The sequence below is a fragment of the Bradyrhizobium sp. SZCCT0231 genome, from assembly GCF_018130245.1.
Taxonomy (GTDB): Bacteria; Pseudomonadota; Alphaproteobacteria; order Rhizobiales; family Xanthobacteraceae; genus Bradyrhizobium; species Bradyrhizobium japonicum_F.
In genome coordinates this window covers 15,044-33,841 of record NZ_JAFCKP010000020.1, presented here as the reverse complement: position 1 = coordinate 33,841, position 18,798 = coordinate 15,044, and the positions used below count along the sequence as shown (strand labels likewise).

At 62.9% G+C, this 18,798-nt stretch carries 16 protein-coding genes; 7 read left to right on the top strand and 9 right to left on the bottom strand.

Features of this window, described 5'->3' with window-relative positions; all coding sequences use genetic code 11:
* Positions 1-419 precede the first annotated feature (419 nt).
* The 5 genes from JQ566_RS30355 to JQ566_RS30335 form a co-directional block, all read right to left on the bottom strand.
* On the bottom strand, positions 420-1,547 hold the full coding sequence (locus JQ566_RS30355) for a zinc metalloprotease HtpX (RefSeq protein ID WP_212379227.1): 1,128 nt from the start codon (positions 1,545-1,547) through the stop codon (positions 420-422).
* Between the two features lie 344 nt (positions 1,548-1,891).
* Positions 1,892-2,809 (bottom strand): MBL fold metallo-hydrolase, encoded by a 918-nt coding sequence (locus tag JQ566_RS30350; protein WP_212379325.1) that lies wholly within the window; start codon positions 2,807-2,809, stop codon positions 1,892-1,894.
* Positions 2,810-2,892: 83 nt separating this feature from the next.
* The gene (locus tag JQ566_RS30345) at positions 2,893-4,098 is read right to left on the bottom strand and encodes an NAD(P)/FAD-dependent oxidoreductase (RefSeq protein WP_212379225.1); all 1,206 of its coding nucleotides are present in this window, start codon (positions 4,096-4,098) and stop codon (positions 2,893-2,895) included.
* Positions 4,099-4,219: 121 nt separating this feature from the next.
* Positions 4,220-4,513 (bottom strand): hypothetical protein, encoded by a 294-nt coding sequence (locus JQ566_RS30340; RefSeq protein WP_212379223.1) that lies wholly within the window; start codon positions 4,511-4,513, stop codon positions 4,220-4,222.
* 94 nt (positions 4,514-4,607) lie between these two features.
* Positions 4,608-5,567, bottom strand: coding sequence for a helix-turn-helix domain-containing protein (locus JQ566_RS30335; protein ID WP_249139894.1), 960 nt, complete (start codon positions 5,565-5,567; stop codon positions 4,608-4,610).
* A 292-nt stretch (positions 5,568-5,859) separates the two neighbouring features.
* Here JQ566_RS30335 and JQ566_RS30330 point away from each other — a divergent pair, with 292 nt between their 5' ends.
* Entirely contained in the window at positions 5,860-6,027 is a 168-nt protein-coding gene (locus tag JQ566_RS30330; RefSeq protein WP_212379221.1) for a hypothetical protein, read from the top strand.
* A 61-nt stretch (positions 6,028-6,088) separates the two neighbouring features.
* Positions 6,089-6,496, top strand: a complete 408-nt coding sequence (locus JQ566_RS30325; RefSeq protein ID WP_212379219.1) for a hypothetical protein — start codon at positions 6,089-6,091, stop codon at positions 6,494-6,496.
* Between the two features lie 77 nt (positions 6,497-6,573).
* Here JQ566_RS30325 and JQ566_RS30320 read toward each other — a convergent pair whose 3' ends face one another.
* Entirely contained in the window at positions 6,574-7,518 is a 945-nt protein-coding gene (locus tag JQ566_RS30320) for an AraC family transcriptional regulator (protein ID WP_212379217.1), read from the bottom strand.
* 245 nt (positions 7,519-7,763) lie between these two features.
* On the opposite strand from JQ566_RS30320, the gene JQ566_RS30315 reads away from it, so the two are divergent.
* From JQ566_RS30315 to JQ566_RS30300, 4 genes are all read left to right on the top strand, one after another.
* Positions 7,764-10,658: an ATP-binding protein gene (locus tag JQ566_RS30315; protein WP_212379215.1), complete on the top strand. Its 2,895-nt coding sequence runs from the start codon at positions 7,764-7,766 to the stop codon at positions 10,656-10,658.
* A 109-nt stretch (positions 10,659-10,767) separates the two neighbouring features.
* Positions 10,768-11,529, top strand: coding sequence for an SDR family NAD(P)-dependent oxidoreductase (locus JQ566_RS30310; RefSeq protein WP_212379213.1), 762 nt, complete (start codon positions 10,768-10,770; stop codon positions 11,527-11,529).
* 225 nt (positions 11,530-11,754) lie between these two features.
* On the top strand, positions 11,755-13,218 hold the full coding sequence (locus tag JQ566_RS30305) for a GH1 family beta-glucosidase (protein WP_212379211.1): 1,464 nt from the start codon (positions 11,755-11,757) through the stop codon (positions 13,216-13,218).
* A gap of 251 nt (positions 13,219-13,469) precedes the next feature.
* Positions 13,470-14,702 (top strand): acetyl-CoA C-acetyltransferase, encoded by a 1,233-nt coding sequence (locus tag JQ566_RS30300; protein WP_212379208.1) that lies wholly within the window; start codon positions 13,470-13,472, stop codon positions 14,700-14,702.
* Here the strand turns inward: JQ566_RS30300 and JQ566_RS30295 are convergent.
* The 3 genes from JQ566_RS30295 to JQ566_RS30285 all read right to left on the bottom strand — a co-directional run bounded on the left by JQ566_RS30295 (position 14,699) and on the right by JQ566_RS30285 (position 17,175).
* Positions 14,699-15,049: a 5-carboxymethyl-2-hydroxymuconate Delta-isomerase gene (locus tag JQ566_RS30295; protein ID WP_212379205.1), complete on the bottom strand. Its 351-nt coding sequence runs from the start codon at positions 15,047-15,049 to the stop codon at positions 14,699-14,701. The genes JQ566_RS30300 and JQ566_RS30295 overlap by 4 nt on opposite strands.
* 108 nt (positions 15,050-15,157) lie before the next feature.
* On the bottom strand, positions 15,158-15,940 hold the full coding sequence (locus tag JQ566_RS30290) for an IclR family transcriptional regulator domain-containing protein (protein ID WP_212379203.1): 783 nt from the start codon (positions 15,938-15,940) through the stop codon (positions 15,158-15,160).
* A gap of 11 nt (positions 15,941-15,951) precedes the next feature.
* Positions 15,952-17,175, bottom strand: a complete 1,224-nt coding sequence (locus JQ566_RS30285) for an NAD(P)/FAD-dependent oxidoreductase (RefSeq protein ID WP_212379201.1) — start codon at positions 17,173-17,175, stop codon at positions 15,952-15,954.
* Positions 17,176-17,420: 245 nt separating this feature from the next.
* On the opposite strand from JQ566_RS30285, the gene JQ566_RS30280 reads away from it, so the two are divergent.
* A complete protein-coding gene (locus JQ566_RS30280) occupies positions 17,421-18,788 on the top strand; it encodes an aromatic ring-hydroxylating dioxygenase subunit alpha (RefSeq protein ID WP_212379199.1) in 1,368 nt (455 codons plus the stop codon).
* Positions 18,789-18,798: the final 10 nt, after the last annotated feature.

Below are 18,798 nucleotides of genomic sequence, written 5' to 3'. Positions count from 1 at the left end.
ACGGCGTTGGACCTTCGAGTTCGATGCTTGGAACGGAAGTCTCAAGTAACGTCGCCCCGTCGAGGGAACGCGTTGCGTCCCTCTAGGTGTCGGGTCGACGGCAAGATTGTTTTAGAGCGGCAAAATGATAGCCGTTGACAGATGTGGGAGCGGATTTTCCTCGCTGACCACGAGGCCAGCCGCTTGTCATTTACGTCCTACGTCCGCTCAAACGCTCGGCAATTACGTTGGTGTCTCCCCGGTACTGCAATGAGCAGAGATGCCGAAACGTACTCAGATCAAAATAGTTTCGCGAAAGCGCGGCGATATTTTGGCGACGATCCAGCTCCGCAAAAATTTCAAGCGCGCGGATTTTCGTCAGCACGCTTTGCCTGGTCAGCGAGCCTTCCGATGTGCATCGGTAAAAACTTCAGCGAATGCTAGTACGCGAGGTTGAGCAATGTGCCGACGCGCTCGGAGGTGGCGGGATGGCTGCGAAGCAAACGCGCCGGATCATGCGCGAATGCGGAGGTGCGGCTTGGTGCAGAGCCGGTGTGATGGCGCTCCAGCTTGTCGAGTGCGGCGATGAGCGCTCGCGAGTCGCCGGTCAGTTCGAGTGCCGTTGCGTCTGCATCCATTTCGCGCACGCGCGACAGAGCAAGTCCAAGGAGCTGGCCAAGAGTCGGTGCTGCGCTCAGCAGCATGGTCAATGGCCGGCTTGACGTCATGCCTCCGTGATGATGACTGGTTCGCAGCAGTGCGAGGCCAGCGAGTGAGGTCCAATCGATCGCGCGTCGCAACGCTGTCGCCCAGCCCATCGTCCGGGCGTCATTGTTGCGGATATGCGCGACTTCATGGGCCAATATCCCGGCGATCTCGTCGCGCGTCATGCCGCGCAGCAGGCCCTCGGTCAACACGATGGCACTTCGGTCAGGTCCGCCGAGCGCATAGGCATTCATGTCGCGTGGTGCCGGCAGGCAATAGAGATCCGGCAATCGCACCAGGCCGGCCCGGCTGCAAACCTTTGCCAGAATGGCGAACAGGTCCGGCACCTCGGCAGGGGCCAGCGGTCGCGCGCCGAACCAGCGGTACATGCTCTCGCGCGAGATGACCGTTTCGTCCGGGCGCGGCGTACTGCCCATGAGTGCCCGCTGCATGCCCTCGGCGCCTCCGACGATCCAGCCGCACACGGCGAGCAGCAATGTCATTGCAAGGATCGCCAATTGGGAGGATTGCTGGTTCGCGGCCTGATGGGCGTGCCGCCGATGCCGCAACCGCCACTGGTCTCTGGAATTCAGCTCGATACGGCATCGCAGGAACACACCTGCCTCGGCCGCTGGCCAATAGAACTCCAGGATGACGGTAGAGCCGGACCGGAAAACGCGCAGCATCTCTCGTGGCGCATGTCGCACCAGAACGAACGAAAGGCATGGCGCAAGACCGGCAACGATATCTTGGCCGTGCCAATCACCACGCAACGCCATCGGGCCTACACCAGCGTGAATCACCCCTGTTCCCTCGTGCGCGTTCAAAGCAAAAAAGCTACGGATCTCCTGGTGCCTTGTCATGCGAGTTTCATGCCTCGGACACAGAAAAGTCCCGGTATCCACACGGGGCGTCCGATCCGTGTCGGTGCAAGCGCGTGGATGAGACCTTAGGAACCCGGCTTTGTTCAAGCTAAACCATGGTTTGGTCGGATAACCCGTTAGCTGGGCTCCGGTCGGCGATGACAGTGTTGCAGTCAAGACAAGGTGGGAACCTGGCTTCTCAAATCGGCCGAGACTCGCCGTCTCTCTCCGCACGCGCATCTCCCGCGACAAGATTCGCGGGAGGAAGGTGATGCCGCGGACTGGGCACGCGCTCATTGACGCTATGAGCGCGCACCCTGGTTCGGACTCAATCTGGCGCCTGCTCAATAATCCCAGAACACCGGCACCCAACGGAAGGCGTCGCCATCGACCGCGACGCGGCCGACCGACGGGAACGGCAGGTGCGTGGCCACCAGCATCTCGCCGGTCTCGGCAAGCTCCCGCAGAAGGCGGATACGAACGCGCGCCGCCTCCTCGGGATCGTGTTCGAAACCGTTGTGCCAGTCGGGCTGGTCGAACCCGACGGCGAACACGGCGTCGCCGGCAAACGTCAGCGCCTCGCCGCCGGATGCGATGCGAACCACGCTGTGTCCGGGGGTGTGACCGCCGGTGCGACGTGCGACGACGCCCGGTGCAACCTCGTGCTCCTCGTCGAAGGGCCTGAGCCGACTGCCATACGCTTTCACGAACTGCTTGGCGGTCGCCCGCAGCGCATCGGGGAAGCCCTGCGGCATGTTGGTGTGGGAGAAATCAGGTGCTTCCCAGAATTTGACCTCCGCCGTCGCGACGTGAATCCGCAGGTCTGGGCGCAGCCGCTGCTTCACACCGTCGACGAGCAGCCCGCCGATGTGGTCCATGTGCATGTGGGTCAGCACCAGATCGGTGACGGACGCAAGGTCGATGCCAGCGGCCTCCAGTCGCTTGCTCAGCTGCCCGGCACGCGGCAGATGCAAATTCGGGTCGGACCCGAGGCCAGCGTCGATGAGGATGGTCTTGCCGCCGCTCTGCACCATGACCGCATTCAGTGCCCAGTCGAAAGCGTCCGGCGGCAGGAACATGTCACGCAGCCAGGCCGCCCGGTCGGCCGGGGCGGCGTTGTGCGCCAACATGGTGGTGGGCAGCGGTAGAACGCCGTCGCTGACCACCAGCACGTCGATCTCACCGATCTTCAGCGCGTAGCGCGACGGCACGAGCTCTTCGGGTTTCGATGCAACGGGATAGGAGGCGTTGTGCTGGTTCATGTTGATCTCCTGTTTCATGCTGCTGGCTGATCTTGTTGATCGGGCCGCGCAGCCAGGGAGCGCGGCCGTCATGGCTTCGTGCGTCAGAGGCTGGTCACGCGTTCCGGATCGGCCGATGCGAGCGCGGCGGCACGTTCGGCCTTCGGCGGATAGATCCAGACGGTGTTGATCTCTTGCTTCGTCTTCTTGGCGACGTCCCCGACCATCTCGACCTTGCGATCCCAGCCGCGCGTGAACAGTGCGCCGGCTTCGCCGAGATCGAGACAGGTGACGTAGGCCTTCTGGTGGTACGGCCTGGTCGGTACGCCGAGCAGCTCGGCGGCGGCATTGTTGCCTGCAAAGGCGCCCATCCGCGTGGCGTGCTGGCACGACATCAGCGCGTAATTGCCCTCGTCGTCGCAGGCGGCACGGGCCGCATCGCCGGTTGCGAAGACGCCATCGACGCCTGGCACCCGCAAACAGGGGTCGACCAGCAACCGGCCGAAATTGTCGCGCTCGGCGGGAATTTGCGCCGTCAGAGGGGCCGCACGAATACCCGCCGCCCAGATCACGGTCTCGGTTTCGATGTGCTCACCGTCGGACAAGGTGACGCCAGCCTGGTCGAGCGAGGCGACCCCGGCACCGAGGCGGGTCTCCACGCCGAGCTTGCGGAGGGCGCTCTCGATGACCGGCCGCGGACCTGCGCCCATGTCGGGTGCGATCGCGCTGTTGCGCTCGACGATGATGACGCGAGTCTTGACATCCGGGCCGAGGATTGCGCGGAGCCGCGCCGGCATTTCGGTTGCGGCCTCGATGCCGGTGAAGCCGCCGCCGGCGACGACGACCGTGTCGCGTCCGTTCACGGCCGGCCGCTTGGCGAGGCCATGCAGGTGCTTGTCGAGCGCAATCGCATCGTCGAGCGAGTCCACGCTGAAGCCGTGCTCGGCAAGACCCGGAATGTTCGGGCGGAACAGCCGGCTCCCGGTGGCGACCACGAGGCGATCGTAAGAGAGCATCTTCTTGGTGCCTTTCGCCGCTGCGATCCTCACCATGCGGGATTGGGTTTCGACCGTCTCGACGCTGCCCTGAACATAGGTGACGTCGATCGCCTCGAGCACATCGAGCAGCGGCGCCGTCAAGGTCTCGGGACTTTGTTCGTACAGCCGCGGGCGGACGACCAGCGTCGGCTCGGGCGCGACCAGCGCGATCTCGAGTTCGTTGGGCGGGACGCCCTGGATCTCGCGCAGGCGGGCAGCGGAAAGAGCGGCATACATGCCGGCGAAGCCGGCGCCGATGATGACTAGTCGCATTGATGGTCTCCTCTGTTGATCTTCCTGGACGCGGGGCGCGTTGCCGCCGCCGCTACCGGATTGCGGCAAGCCCTGTTGCGGTCAGCAACGATGCGAAGGGTTGAAGCGAACTTGCTGGCGCTTAATGGAGGGGGCAGCCGGGCGGCTGCGGGCTCTGCGGCCAGCCCTGACGAAAGACGATGGAGGGCGCGGGCTTGCGGCCCCAGTCCTGGTAGGGAAGTCCGGAGCTGTCCCCGGTCACGACGGAAATCACCGGGTGAGCGCGTTGTACGGATTGCAGCGGAATGTCCGCCTCTTCACCTGCAGCTGAAGTGAAGCGGACGGTCAGCGTAAGTCCGTACACGACTGCGGTCGCGAGACCCTTGCGTGACGAGATGGTTGCCAGCCGGCGGGTGAAATCTTTCGCGATCATCATCTCTCTCCGTCGTGGGATTGGACATGGTGATGGTCTAACCGATCGGGCGTGCCGCTGCCCCAGCGCGATTGCTGTCGCTATAGAGCGATTGCTGCTAACGCATGCGCCTGCGCCACTCGCTCGGCGTCTCGCCGGTCAGCTTCCTGAAGGCCGCGGCGAACGCCGTCTGCGAGGAATAGCCGAGCGCCGCAGCGATCGAGACGACCGGCTCGTCGCTCTCCCGCAGCTTGTTCATGGCCTGCTCGAGCCGGTGTTGGCGCAGCCAGGCATGCGGCGAGAGTCCGGTGCTCTCCTTGAAGGCGCGACAGAAGTGAAAGCGCGAGAGGCCGGCATCGGATGCCAGCGCATCGAGGGAGACGTCCGCATCGCTGTCCGAGCGCAGGCGTTCGATCGCGCGGAGCAGGACCTTCGACGACAGCCCGCCCATGGTCGGATGGAACGTGGCCGGCGAACCTGTGTGCGCAGCCAGGACACGCGTGGCAAGAAGATCCGTCACCTGATGTCGGAACAGCGCATCCAGGACCCCGTTGCCTTCGAGCGCATCCGCTGCACTCAACAGCAGCCTGGACGTAATGGGGTCAGGTTGCGCCGTCCGCTCCAGCAGGTCGGTCGCCGCTGCGATTCCGGCTTCGCCGGCAACGCGCTTCAGTGTCGCGTTCGGAAGGTAGAGTTGAACGACATCGACGGGCTTCGGAATGTCCCATCGGGAGCTCGATCCTTCCGGAATGATGATCACGACCCCGGGGCGAAATGTGCCGATCGAGACCGATTTTCCCGACCGGCGCTCCATGCGCTGGATCACGCCGTTATACGCCATGATCACGTGGTGGCTCATGGGCTCGACGACGTCATGCAATGGATCGTGGTTCCAGTGCGCGATCCCGGCGCCGGCGGAGTCCAGGGCCATGCGGGTCGGTTCGGTCCTGAGCACCCGCGCCATCTCCGCGTCGGCGGCGCGCCGCTCGGACATCGCGCTGTCGGCGGGTTGTGCGCCGGGGGCGGGCGGCTGGCCCTTGGACGAGGGATTGCGCATGAGTGCGGTGCTCCCGGTCATTGCGTGCCTCCTTCTGATCGCTTGCTGTCTCAGATCAGGGGTCCGTGTTTGTACGGGTCGGCGCGCGTTCTATGCGGTGCAGAGGCTTCGGGTCTTGCCTGAAACGGTTTCGTTTTGCCCGATCCTGCTCCAGCCAAACGTGCGCTTTCACAAACGCACGATGAGCGACGATGGGCGAAGCTTGACGCGCGCATGGCCCTCTTAACCCGTCAGAAACCATAGCAAATGATCTGAAAAATTTAACGAAACTGATCGGTCCCTCTCCGCGTCGATGTGTCGGAGGGCTCGTCTGATGACAGAACGCCAGTTGAGAGAGCAGGAGTTCCTGATCGCGCGTTACCGGCATTTGGAGCGCGAAGTGACCGACCCGCTTGCCGCGTATCTGCTTCACAGCATCATCGAGGAGCTCGAGGCCGAGCTGCGCAAGGAAAGACCGGATTGGCACGGGCCCGGTCATTAACCGTTTGTTGGCGCTAATGATGCCAATTGTCGGCGTGGGAATACCAGGGGAGGCTGCTCCCATGCTGAAGGACGGCACCTACGCGGCGTGGTACAAGACGCCGCTCGATCAGGGCACCGGGATCGTCCATGTCGCAGACGGCCAGATCTGGGGCCGTGATAGCCTGATGACGTATCACGGCTCCTGCAAGATCGACGGCGACCGCTTCACCGCGACCGTATCGACGAAGCGTCACACCGATGGGCGTGCAACCGTCTTCGGCGTTGAAGATGAGCTCACGCTGACCATCGAAGGATACTGCCCCGGCAAGATCGCGACCTACACCGCGACGGCACAACAAGTGCCGGGAATGATCCTCCATGGCACGCTCATTCTGACCGAGCAGCAGCCGCCGGCACGTGAACGAGCCGGGCAGGTGCCAGCGTTCAATCCCGGCAAGCTGCCGAAATTGCCGAAGCGCTCGCGCTGAACGCGATAGCGCCGCGCCGCATTGCGCTCCTCGCCTCCAGCCTGTCGCTTGCCGTGCGCGGGATTTGATCACGGTCGTTAAAGGTCCACCCGTTGCGAGGACTGCTTCGTTTCGCGGCGCCAACGGGCAGGAGTCTCGCCCACCATTCGCTTGAAGACCGTCGAGAAATGCGCCTGCGTGCAAAAGCCGGCAGCGAGCGCGACTTCGACCAGCGGCATCTCGCTGCTCGATAGCAATGATTTGGCGCGTTCAATGCGGTGATGGAGCACATACTCCCACGGCCGGTACCCGGTGGCGACACGAAACTGGGCCGCAAAATGCATGCGTGACAGTCCGGCGGCCGAGGCGAGATCGATCAGATTGATGTGACGCTCGAAGTGCGCCTTCACATAATCTTCGACCCGCCGAAGCCGCCACTTCGCCAAGGCGCCGACACTGCTGCGCGGAACCTCGACGCGAGCGAGATGCATGGCCAGGGCTTGTCCAACACAACGGACGAATCCTTCTTCGGCCGCGTCGCCTCGATCGATAAGAATCCGGGCCAGTTGCGCGGCAAACGGATCATACAGCAGGACAACCTCATCTTCGCTCGCCGAAGGGCGTGCCGGAGATCGCCAGGCTCGAAATTCAACCGAGCGAACGCGAAGGTGCAGGAAATCGCACGGCGCGTGGAGCTGTGCGCTGAGGTGAGACGAGGGCGCCTGCACATAGGCTGTCCCCGCCCGCATAGTCCCGTCGAAGACGGACTGGCGCTCTCTTGCCAGCTTGAGGCGTGTCGGCTTTAGCGCCACGCCTATGAAGTATTGATCGGCAGGGGTCACCGATTCCTCGGAGCGAGCCGTGCTTCGTAGATCCAACCGGCGCGAGATCGAAATGTGTTCATTCGTCCGGCGGACGAGTCTCGCCGGGTCTTGCCACTTCTGCTGTTGAACGGCACCGACATCGCCACGCTCGCGGCTCTGTGCACCCAGGTCTGCTTCGACGCCAATCGAAGCGCGTACGTTACGCGTGCCTGTATCCATAGTGCGTCCCTCCTGGGCCTTTCATCTCGAATGAACTGAGGCACGAGGGTAACTTCACGCGTTTTCGGAGGCGCGTTATCGAATGTTGGAATTTGCAAAGATTCACGTGTGACTGGCTGTCGCAGATCGGATGTTCTGCCGCCACTTCAATGGTTTAGTTCGTGTGCGCCGTTATTGCTTGCGGCTGATGGACCGGCAATCCTGTCAGGAGACCAGTTACTCTGGTCTATAGGGTTTCGTGTTCATTGAGCCTTGAAGACAGGCCGATCATGCTTGGAAATACGCCGTCCGAAAGTTCCGATCGGGAAGTTCTTTTTGGGCCCTTTCGGCTCAACCCCGAACGACGCCAGCTTCTGAAAGATGGGAACGAAGTTCGGATCGGATCGCGCGGCCTTGATCTATTGATCGCGCTGACCGATCGGGCGGGCGAAGTCGTCGGTAAGCGCGATTTGCTGGCGCTCGTATGGCCTGACGTTGTTATCGACGAGGCGGGATTGAGGGTGCATATGGCTTCCCTTCGCCGGGCTTTGGGCGATGGCCAGGACGGGGCTCGTTATATCGTCAACGTTTCGGGGCGCGGATACAGTTTTGTTGCTCCGGTCACGCGCGCACGCGCTGGGGAGCCTGCGCCACGTGTTCACGTCCAGGCCCCGCGGCCCGAACGTCAATTTCCGTCGATTCCCACACTGCTCGTTGGGCGCGACGAGGCTGTCGACAAACTCGCGACGCTGCTTCTGAAGCGACGGTTCGTCAGCGTCGTCGGCGCTGGCGGCATTGGCAAGACGACTGTGGCAGCTGCGGTGGTCCGCCGGCTGCAAAGCGAGTTCAATGAAGATTGCGTCGCTTTCGTCGACTTGGGCACCGTTTCGGAGCCCGGCCTTGTTGCCGGAGCGGTCATCTCGTCGGTTGGCTGCACGCTCGGAGGGAGTGATCCAGTTGCTGAACTTCTCGGCTTCGTTGCTGATAAGCGTATCCTGATTGTGCTGGACGGCTGTGAGCACCTCCTTGATGCGTCCTCGGGTTTGGCCGGCGAGCTGTTTCAGCGTGCGCCGGACGTTCACCTGCTGGTCACGTCGAGAGAACCGTTGCGTGTCCATGACGAGACCGTGTACTCGCTGAATCCGCTTGCTTATTCTGTCGACGACATTCCAAGCGCTGCCGATGCGGTCGCTACCCCGGCGGTGCAGCTGTTCCTCCATAGAGCGTCATTCAGTGGCTTTGACGGTGCACTCAGTGATGCCGATGCACCTGTCGTTACCGAAATATGTCGCCGCACCGACGGTATTGCGCTGGCGATCGAGCTGGTTGCCAGCCGGGTGGGAACCTACGGCCTTCGCGGCGTCGCGAGCCTGCTGGCCAGCAACATGGAACTGTCATTGGCTGGCAAGCGCAACGCGGCTCCGCGGCACCGCACGCTCCAGGCCATGCTCGACTGGAGCTTCAAGCTCCTAACCGAAGACGAGCAACACCTTCTTTCGCGCCTCTCCATCTTTGTCGGCTCGTTTACAGGTGAGGCTGCCTGCTCCGTTGCGGGAAACGAGATGCATGACAGCGCCGAGATCGCAGCGACGCTCACGAGGCTCGTGGACAAGTCTCTGGTCTGGGTTCATCCCGTCGGTGACACGGTGTTCTATCGTCTGCCCGATACGACGCGCACATACGCGGCGGCCAAGCTCGAGGAGATCGGGGAGTCCGAACTGGTTGCCCGGCGTCACGCGCTCTATTTTGCAGCCTTGTTCAAAATGCTGGCGCTCGAACATGGAGCCTATGCTGACATAGGTCGCTACGCATCCCACATCGGAAACGTCCGAAAAGCACTTGAGTGGAGCTTTTCGAGGGCGGATTGCACAACGGGAATCGAGCTCGCGGCCGATGCCGCCCCGTTGTTTCTCGGCCTCTGGTTGCTGGTTGAGTGCCGGCATTGGTCAGAACTGGCATTGAGCTCGATCGTACGTTTCGGCGAGCTGGCGCATCGAGAAGCGCGCCTGCAGGAAGCGTACGCAGTGTCATCCATGCATACGCTGGGCAACACGCCGGAAGTGCGGAAAGCCATCCGGCGTGGGCTGGAGCTCTACGAGGCAGGTGAACAAGCATTGCCGCAGCTGCGACTTCTGGCGGGCCTCAACCTCTTTCTGACGAGGCTCGGCGACTTCGAAGGAGCATTGGCCGCCGCAACGAGATGCAAAGCCGTCACGGAGCGAAACGGCTCATTGAGCGATCGTGTCATCTCCGAATGGATGCTCGCGGCGGCTTGTCACCTCGCTGGCAATCAGGCCGCCGCCGTGGAGTATTGCAGGCGTGGGTTCGAGCTTGAAATGGCGATTGGCCGGCTCGAGATCAATCTGTTTGGATATGATCATCATTTCCGTGCCGAAATCGCGTTGGCGCGCTCCCTTTGGCTGCTCGGCTCGCCGAGGCAGGCCTGCGGTCTGGCTCTCGAGGCCATGGATGAAGCAGCCCGGCTGCCTCCGCTGGGCAACTATTACATGGCGGTGGTCCACGCCATCCCGGTGCTCTTGTGGAGCGAGAACACGAGGGACAGCGCCGAACACATCGAGCGGGCAATCGCCCGGGCTGAGAAGCATTCCGTTCGGGGACTTGGAGCTGCCGCCCAGGCACTGAAAGGGGAGTGGCTCTTGATGACGGGGAAACCCGCGGCCGGAGTGGAGATGCTACGCCAGGCACAAAGGCGCCTCCAGCGCGAACAGCTTCATATGGTCATACCGGCGGCGGCGCGCGCTCTGGCCGACGGACTTGCTCGAAGCGGACGATACGAAGAGGCACGTACGACCATTCAATCTGCGATTTCTTCCGCAGAACGCATGCGGCAGACTTTCTGGATGCCGGATTTGTTGCGCACGAAGGCAGAAATTATCCTGACGACCTCAAGGCCAGATCACGCGGCAGCGGAGTTGGCGCTTCGGCAGTCGATGGATCATGCAAGAACCCTCGGAGCGTGTGGGTGGCAATTGAAGGCCGCGGTTTTGCTGGCGCGGCTGCTGGAGGATCGAGGCCAAGACGCCGAGGCGCGTGCGCTGATCCGGCCGATCTTCGATGCGCATCCAGAAAAGTCGGGATCGGCGGCTCTCGCCGATGCACAGCGCATTCTGAATGCGAAGGACGAGCCCGGCCAGTCCTGACGGGCGGGCCGGGAGCAACACTTTTCAATTTCCAGCAATTCTTAACGGGCTTGATCGCATCCCTTGCTGCCATCGTTCGGTTCATCGCAGACCGAGGCAGGAGAGCGCGATGGAAAAGCAGAGAAGAATTGCGTTTGTAACCGGCGGCAGCCGCGGACTGGGGCGAAACACGGTGCTCAGTCTCGCAGAGCGGGGGGTGGATTCGATTTTCACCTACCGTTCGGCGGTTGCTCAGGCCGACGCGGTCGCGCGTGCTGCCGAGGAGATTGGGCGCAAAGCCATTCCCATGCAGCTCGATGTCGGCCGAACGGATACGTTCGACGACTTCGTCTCGCGATTTGGAGAGGCGCTGGCGGGACTGGAAGCGGACCGCTTCCACTACCTTGTCAACAATGCGGGCGTTTCCCACCACAACAGTCTTGAGAAGACGACCGAAGCAGAACTGGACACGCTGTACCGGGTGAACTTCAAAGGTGTCTTCTTCCTGACCCAGAAGTTGCTTCCGCTGATGGTTGACGGCGGCCGGATCGTCAACCTGTCGAGTGGCCTCACCCGGATCATTGTGCCTGGCAGTGGGCCCTATGGTGCCTTGAAGGCCGCTATCGAGGTGCTCACGCGCTACCAGGCAAAGGAGTTGGGGCCACGTGGAATAACGGCGAACGCGGTAGCTCCGGGAGCTGTTCAGACCGATTTCAGCGGCGGCATGGTTCGCGACAATCCGGAGCTCAACAGACAGGTTGCCGATATGACCGCCCTTGGGCGTGCGGGCGTTCCAGAAGACGTCGGCCCGATGATCGCCGCGCTGCTGTCCGACGATAACCGCTGGGTCAACGCGCAGCGCATCGAGGTATCGGGCGGCATGGCGATCTAGTCACGATTCTGTGCATCGCGAGCGATCTGGACGATCGCCCTAGGCTTGCCCGAATGTGTCGATCCATGATCGGAGGGGCGACGTCGGTCGCTCTCCAACAGGTGGAGGAGGCAAGGGCCGTCGCGACTGGCAATTTTGCATCTCCAGGCCCCGGGGCAGCCGCTTTTCAAACGACCTGCGACCCGCCATTGTGCCGCCGCTACAATCGTTCCGGAGGCAGCATCAATGTCGGACAAGGTCTCGCGTCGCCAGCTTGCGAAGATTGCGGGGCTGTCCGCAGCCGGACTCACCGGCGCGCTCGACGCCGCCGAGGCCAAGCCGGTCCGGCCGCCGCGCAATGGAAACGGCTTTCCGGCGGGCTTTGTCTGGGGCACGGCGACCTCGTCCTATCAGGTCGAGGGCGCGGTCAACGAGGACGGGCGAGGGGCCTCGATCTGGGACAGGTTCGTGCGCATCCCCGGCAAGATCGAGGACGGCACCACCGGCGACCGCGCCAATGAGCACTATCACCGCTACAAGGAGGACATCGCGCTCATCAAGGAGCTCGGCTGCAAGGCCTATCGGTTTTCGGTGGCCTGGCCGCGGCTGTTTCCGGATGGCGACGGCAAGCCCAACCCGAAGGGGCTCGACTTCTATAACCGGCTCGTCGACGAGCTCCTGAAGAACGGCATCGAGCCGTGGCTGACGCTCTATCATTGGGACCTGCCGCAATCGCTCGAGGACCGTCTTGGCGGCTGGCGCTCGACCGAGACCTGCAAGATGTTCGGCGACTATGCGGCCTATGTCGCCGAGCGCCTCACCGACCGCGTCAGGAACGTGTTCACGCTGAACGAGAGCGGCCGCTTCGTCTATTTCGGTTACGGCATCGGCATCGACGCGCCGGGCCTGACGCTGCCGCAAGCCGAGGTCAACCAGATCAGGCACAATAGCGCGCTGGCGCACGGGCTCGCGGTGCAGGCGGTGCGCGCACATGGCCGCCGCGGCACCAGGGTGGGGCCGGCCGAGAACATCGATGCCTGCGCGCCTGCGATCGACACGCCGGAAAACGTTCGCGCCGCGGAGATCGCGCTGCGCGAGATGAACGCCGGCTATCTCAACGTCATCATGACGGGCCGCTACACCGACGCCTTCCTGAAATACGCCGGTCCCAACGCGCCGAAATTCACCGATGCGGAGCTCAAGATCATCTCCTCGCCGGTCGACTTTCTCGGTCTCAACATCTACGCGCCAAACAATTACGTCTTGGCCTCCGACCAGGGCGCGGGCTTCATGCCGCTGCCGATCCCGAAATCGTTCCCGCACATGAATTCGGACTGGCTGCGGGTCGGGCCCGAGACGATCTACTGGGTGCCGAAGCTGGCGGCAAAGATCTGGAAGACGGATGCGATCTATATCAGCGAGAACGGAGCATCCGGCGACGACGTGGTGAGGCCCGACGGCAAGATCTACGACACCGACCGCATCATGTATTTGCGCAACTATCTCGCCCAGCTCCAGCGTGCCACCAATGAAGGCGTGCCGGTGCGCGGCTATTTTCTCTGGAGCCTGATGGACAATTTCGAGTGGGTGTATGGCCTCAACAAGCGTTTCGGGCTGTACCACGTCAATTTCGACACCCAGGTCCGCACGCCCAAGCTCAGCGCCAGCTTCTACCGCAACGTGATCGCGAACAACGCGGCGGGGGCGTAGCGGGCCTTCGCCTCTCCCCGCAAGCGGGGAGAGGCCGGAGTTTGCGACAGCAAATTCCGGATGAGGGGGACTCTCCGCGAGTCCGTCTGTCACCGTCCCTGCCGAAGCTCCCCTCACCCGGATTTTCCGCTGCGCGTAAAATCCGGCCTCTCCCCGCAAGCGGGTAGAGGCGAAGAGGGCGTCTCACATTGACTCCATTCTCCCCCTTATTCAAAACCGTCCTCAACACTCATAACAAGAGGACGACGCCAATGGCTGACGCGCTGATCATCGATGCCTGCCGGACCCCGCGGGGCATCGGCAAGGCCGGCAAGGGAGCCCTCTCGGGCATTCATCCGCAGCAGCTCGGCGCAGCCGTGTTGCGCGCGCTCGCTGATCGCACCGGCATCGACACCGCCGACGTCGACGACATCGTCTGGGGCTGCAGCGCGCAGGTCGCAACGCAGAACGGCGATCTCGGCCGCATGTCGGCGCTCGATGCCGGCTACGACGTGCGCGTCAGCGCGGTGACGCTCGACCGCTTCTGCGGCAGCGGCATCACCAGCGTCAACATGGCGGCATCCTCGATCATGGCGGGCGCTGAGGATCTCGTCATCGCCGGCGGCTGCGAGATGATGTCGATGGAGGGACGCCGCGGCTCAGGCCCGATGATGATGGACAACGGCAATCTGCGCCTGCGCGCAAGGCATCCGCAGTCGCATCAGGGCGTCTGCGCCGATGCGATCGCGACCATGGAAGGCATTACGCGAAGGGACGTCGACGCGCTCGGGCTGGAGAGCCAGAAGCGCGCAGGCTTTGCGATCGCGAACGGCCACTTCAAGAAGAGCCTCGTGCCCGTCCACCGCGAGGACGGCAGCCTCGCGCTCGACCACGAGGAATATCCGCGGCCGCAGACCACGATGGAAGGCCTCGGCAGCCTGAAGCCGGCGTTTCCGGCGATCGCCGACTACGCGCTCGACGACAAGGGCACGACCTATCGCGGCCTGATCCTGCAAAAATACCCTGATCTGAAGATCGACTTCGTGCATCACGCCGGCAACTCCTCCGGCGTCGTCGACGGCGCCGCCGCGATCCTTCTGGCCTCGCCGGCTTACGCCAAGGCGCATGGCCTTAAAGCCCGCGCCCGCGTGGTCGCGATGGCCAATATGGGGGATTCGCCGACCTTGATGCTGAACGCGCCGGTGCCGGCGACGCGCAAGGTGCTGGCCAAGGCTGGCCTCACCATCGACGACATCGACCTGTTCGAGATCAACGAGGCCTTTGCGGTGGTGGCGGAAAAATATATCCGCGACCTCAAGCTCGACCGGGCCAAGGTCAACGTCAACGGCGGCTCGATCGCGCTCGGCCACCCCATCGGCGCGACCGGCTCGATCCTGATCGGCACCGTGCTCGACGAGCTCGAACGGCGCGACCTCAAGCGCGGGCTCGTCACGATGTGCGCGGCCGGGGGTATGGCACCGGCCATCATCATCGAGCGCGTCTAGCCAGTCAGCAGTCGTTTCTTGTAGCTCTCGGGATCCATGTCGACGATGTCGACGCTCAGGCTTTCGGTATGGGGCAGCAGATCGCTCATGGTTGCCCGAAGCGCGGTGCTGAGCCGGAGCTTTTGTTCGCTGGTTCGGCCGGCAAGCAGGTGCACGCTGACGTGACAGAAGCCGAGCCGGCGTCCAGCCACGAGATAGTCCACATAAGGAATTGCGCGGATCTTGATGTCCTCCGCCTTCATCACGCCGGTGCCGGCGGCGCAGTGGTGCAGCGCAAGCATCAAGGTCTGGGCATCGAAGCTATCCTGATGGCCGTCATGCGAATATTCAATGACCAGGTGAGGCATAAGATCTCCACGAACTAGAGCGTTTTCGAGCGAAGTGGATACCGGTTCGCGTCAAGGAAACGCGTCAAAACAAGAAGCTTCGGTTCTGATTCGATCAGAACCGAAGCTTTAGAGCAGAAGCGGCTTCACGGCTGCGGCGGCGTCCCGCAGCAGCGGCAGGAAGCGGTCGATCATCTCTCCCGTCGAGACGCGGTCGACGTGAGCGCCGATGTTGATGGCCGCAACGATGGTGCCGTCATAGCGGCGGACGGGCACCGAGATCGATCGAAAACCGGGCTCGGCCTCGCGATCGACCAGCGAGTAGCCTTTCTCCCGGTCGATGATGATGGCCGCCTTCACCGCCTCCTTGTCGGTCAAGGTGAACGGCGTCAACGCCGTCAGCGTCATGTCCGCGATCGTCTTGTCCAATTCCTCGTTCGAATATCTCCCGAGCATGGCCCGCCCGACCGAAGAACAATAGGCAGGCAGCCTGTAGCCGAGATCTATGCCGGACGAGAAGACGCGCGCAGGGCTGGCCCTTGCCACGAAGACGACCTCGTGGCCCAGCAACACCGCCAGCGAGGAGATCTCCTGAGCGGCATTGGAGAGCTGATCGAGCACCGGCTGGAGAATCGTGACGATCTGGTTCGACGTCATGTACGACCCGGCCAGCGAGAGCACCTTCGGGGTCAGTGTGAACATCTTGCCGTCGCTCGACACGTAACCGCGACGCTCCAGCGTGAACAGGATCCGGCGCGCCGTGGCCCGCGGAAGATCGGTCGCCTTTGCGACGTCGCTCAGCGTCATGGCGCGCGTGTCGGCGCCGAACTGCTCGATGACGCGGAGGCCGCGGTCGAGGCTTTCGATGAAGTCGGTGTTGCTGAGTTCGTCGTCGCGCTTGATCTTCGGCATGCGTCTTCGCCTTACCTGGCTGGTTCCAGCGTCTTCAGATCGAAGGACAGATCGGCGGCCTGCTCCGGAGTGGGCGACAGGCCGGCCGTGATGAGGCGACGTGCGATCATCTGGTCGCCGGGACGGTTGATGCTGTCGACCGCGGCCAGCTTGCCTGCGCGATAATGGAACACCGAAAACTTGCTTTCACGCGCATCTCCGCGGATGACGGCCTGGTCGGTCGGCGCCGAGAGCCCGACGATTTGCAGCTTGCTGTCGTATTGGTCCGACCAGAAGCGCGGTACGGCATCATAGGCTTCCGGTTTGCCGGCAATGATCGAGCCTGCGGCCCGGCCTTGATCCGTGGCATTCTGTACGGCCTCGAGCCGGACCCGGCGACCGGCAAAGGAATTGTGGTGATTGCTGACGTCCCCAGCCGCATAGATGTTCTGCGCGTCGGTGCGGCCATGCGCATCGACATCGATGCCGTTGCTGCAGGCGATCCCCGACTGCACGGCAAGATCATCATTGGCAATGCCGCCGATGCCGACCACGATCAGATCCGCAGGCACACGCAGGCCGCTGCCACACACGACCTCATGGATGGCTCCGGATCCCGCGATGGCGACAACGCTGTCGTTGAAGCGGATATCGACCCCGTGCGAACGATGGAGTTGCAGCAGGAACTGCGAGATCGGTGCGGAAACCGCCCGCTCCAGAAGCCGTGATTGCGCTTCGATCAGAGTCGCTTTCTTGCCCTTCTTCGCAACCGTTGACGCCACTTCCAGGCCGATGAAGCCGCCGCCGATGATGACCACCTCGCTCGCGGCCTGCAGCCGCGGCTTCAAGGCCATCGCATCGTCCAGCGTGCGCAGATAGACGACACCATCGCGGTCGTGTCCCGGAATAGTGAGACGCCGGGCGCGAGAGCCGGTGGCAATCACCAGCTGGTCAAACGGCAGGCGATCGCCGGAGTCGAGGTCGACCCGCCTGGCCAGGCGATCGAGCGCAATCGCGCGAGGCCCGAGCAGGAGTTCGATCCCTTGCGCCTTGAAGTAGTCTTGCCCGCGCAAGAACAATCCGCCCTGGGCGAAATCCTCCGACAGGAAGGCTTTCGACAGCGGCGGTCGTTGGTAGGGGAGGTGGACCTCGTCGGCGACGATGCGGATCGGCGCTTGGTAGCCCTTCTCCCGTGCGCTGATCCCGGCCTGCACGCCCGCATATGACGCGCCCAGGATGACGAGACCTTGTTGCATGACTTTCCCCAACTGTTCGCGCGTATGTCGAACATATGTTCAATTTAGGCAAGACCCTTCCTGTGCTCGGGGATGCCGCTCAATTCTTGGGCGCAGGCTGCTACAACAATCCGCTTGATTAGAACTAGACCAGCATTAAAATACATTCGTACATATGTTCAATAGACGAACAAAAGGCAGCGCTTCCTTGGCCCCGATCGGGTCAGTGAGGTGATCGCGCCACGGTTCAAGGAGGACCTCGCCCGATGATGAGCCAAGAGCAGAATGACCTGATTACCCGCGTCGGCCCGAATGCGCCCGCCGGCAAGCTGATGCGTCATTACTGGCAGCCGGCCGCCCTGGTCGTCGAACTCGAGGGCGAGCGTCCGGTGCGCCCGGTCCGGCTGCTGGGCGAAGACTTCGTCCTCTTCCGCGATGAACAGGGGCGCTATGGCCTGATCGATCGGGATTGTCCCCACCGCGGTGCAGATCTCGCGTTTGGTCGCCTGGAGGGTGGCGGGCTGCGCTGTGCCTTTCACGGCTGGCTGTTCGATGTGGAGGGCAACTGCCTGGAAACCCCGGCCGAACCCAAGACCTCCAAACTTTGCGCGGGCATCAAGCAGCGCGCCTATCCGGTGGTGGAGAAGGGCGGCATCCTGTGGGCCTATCTCGGCAAAGGCGAACCGCCGGCTTTTCCGGAGATCGATTGCTTCGCGGCGCCGAGCCAGTATACCTTTGCCTTCAAGGGCCTGTTCGAGTGCAACTGGTTGCAGGCGCTCGAGGTCGGGATCGATCCTGCGCATGCCTCGTTCCTGCATCGCTTCTTCGAGGACGAAGACGTGAAGGCGTCCTACGGCAAGCAATTCCGGGGCGCGTCGGCCGGCACCGAGGTGCCGATGACCAAGATCCTGCGCGAATACGATCGTCCGATCATCAATGTCGAGAATACCGAGTATGGCCTGCGGCTGATTGCGCTGCGCGAGCTCGACGAGGAGCGCACCCATGTGCGTGTCACGAACCAGCTCTTTCCGCACGGCTTCGTCATTCCCATGAGCACCGAGATGACGATCACGCAGTGGCATGTCCCGGTCGATGACGAGAATTGTTACTGGTACGCGATCTTCACCAGCTACGCGGCGCCGGTCGACAAGAAGAAGATGACCGAGCAGCGGCTCGAACTCTACGAGCTGCCGGACTACGTCTCGCGCAAGAACAAGCGCAACGATTACGGCTTCGATCCGCACGAGCAGAAGCATGCCACCTATACCGGCATGGGTGCGGACATCAACGTCCACGACCAGTGGGCGGTGGAGTCGATGGGCAAGATCCAGGATCGCACCCGCGAGCATCTTGGACAGTCGGACAAGGCCATCATCGCCTATCGCAAATTGCTGCGGCAGGAGATCGAGAAGGTCGCCGGTGGCCAGAAGCCGATGCTGTTCCTTGACGCCGACAACGCGCGCAGCATCCAGGGGCCTGGCACCATGGACGGGATCGGGCCCAGCAAGGGTTGGGAAACCTACTGGATGGAAGTCGATGTCGCCCGCCGCCGCGGTGCGCCATGGATGGCTCCCGTCCCCGCAGATCAGGCCGAACCCGGATCGAACGTCGTTCGCCTGCCGGCGGCAGGCTAGCCCATAAGCA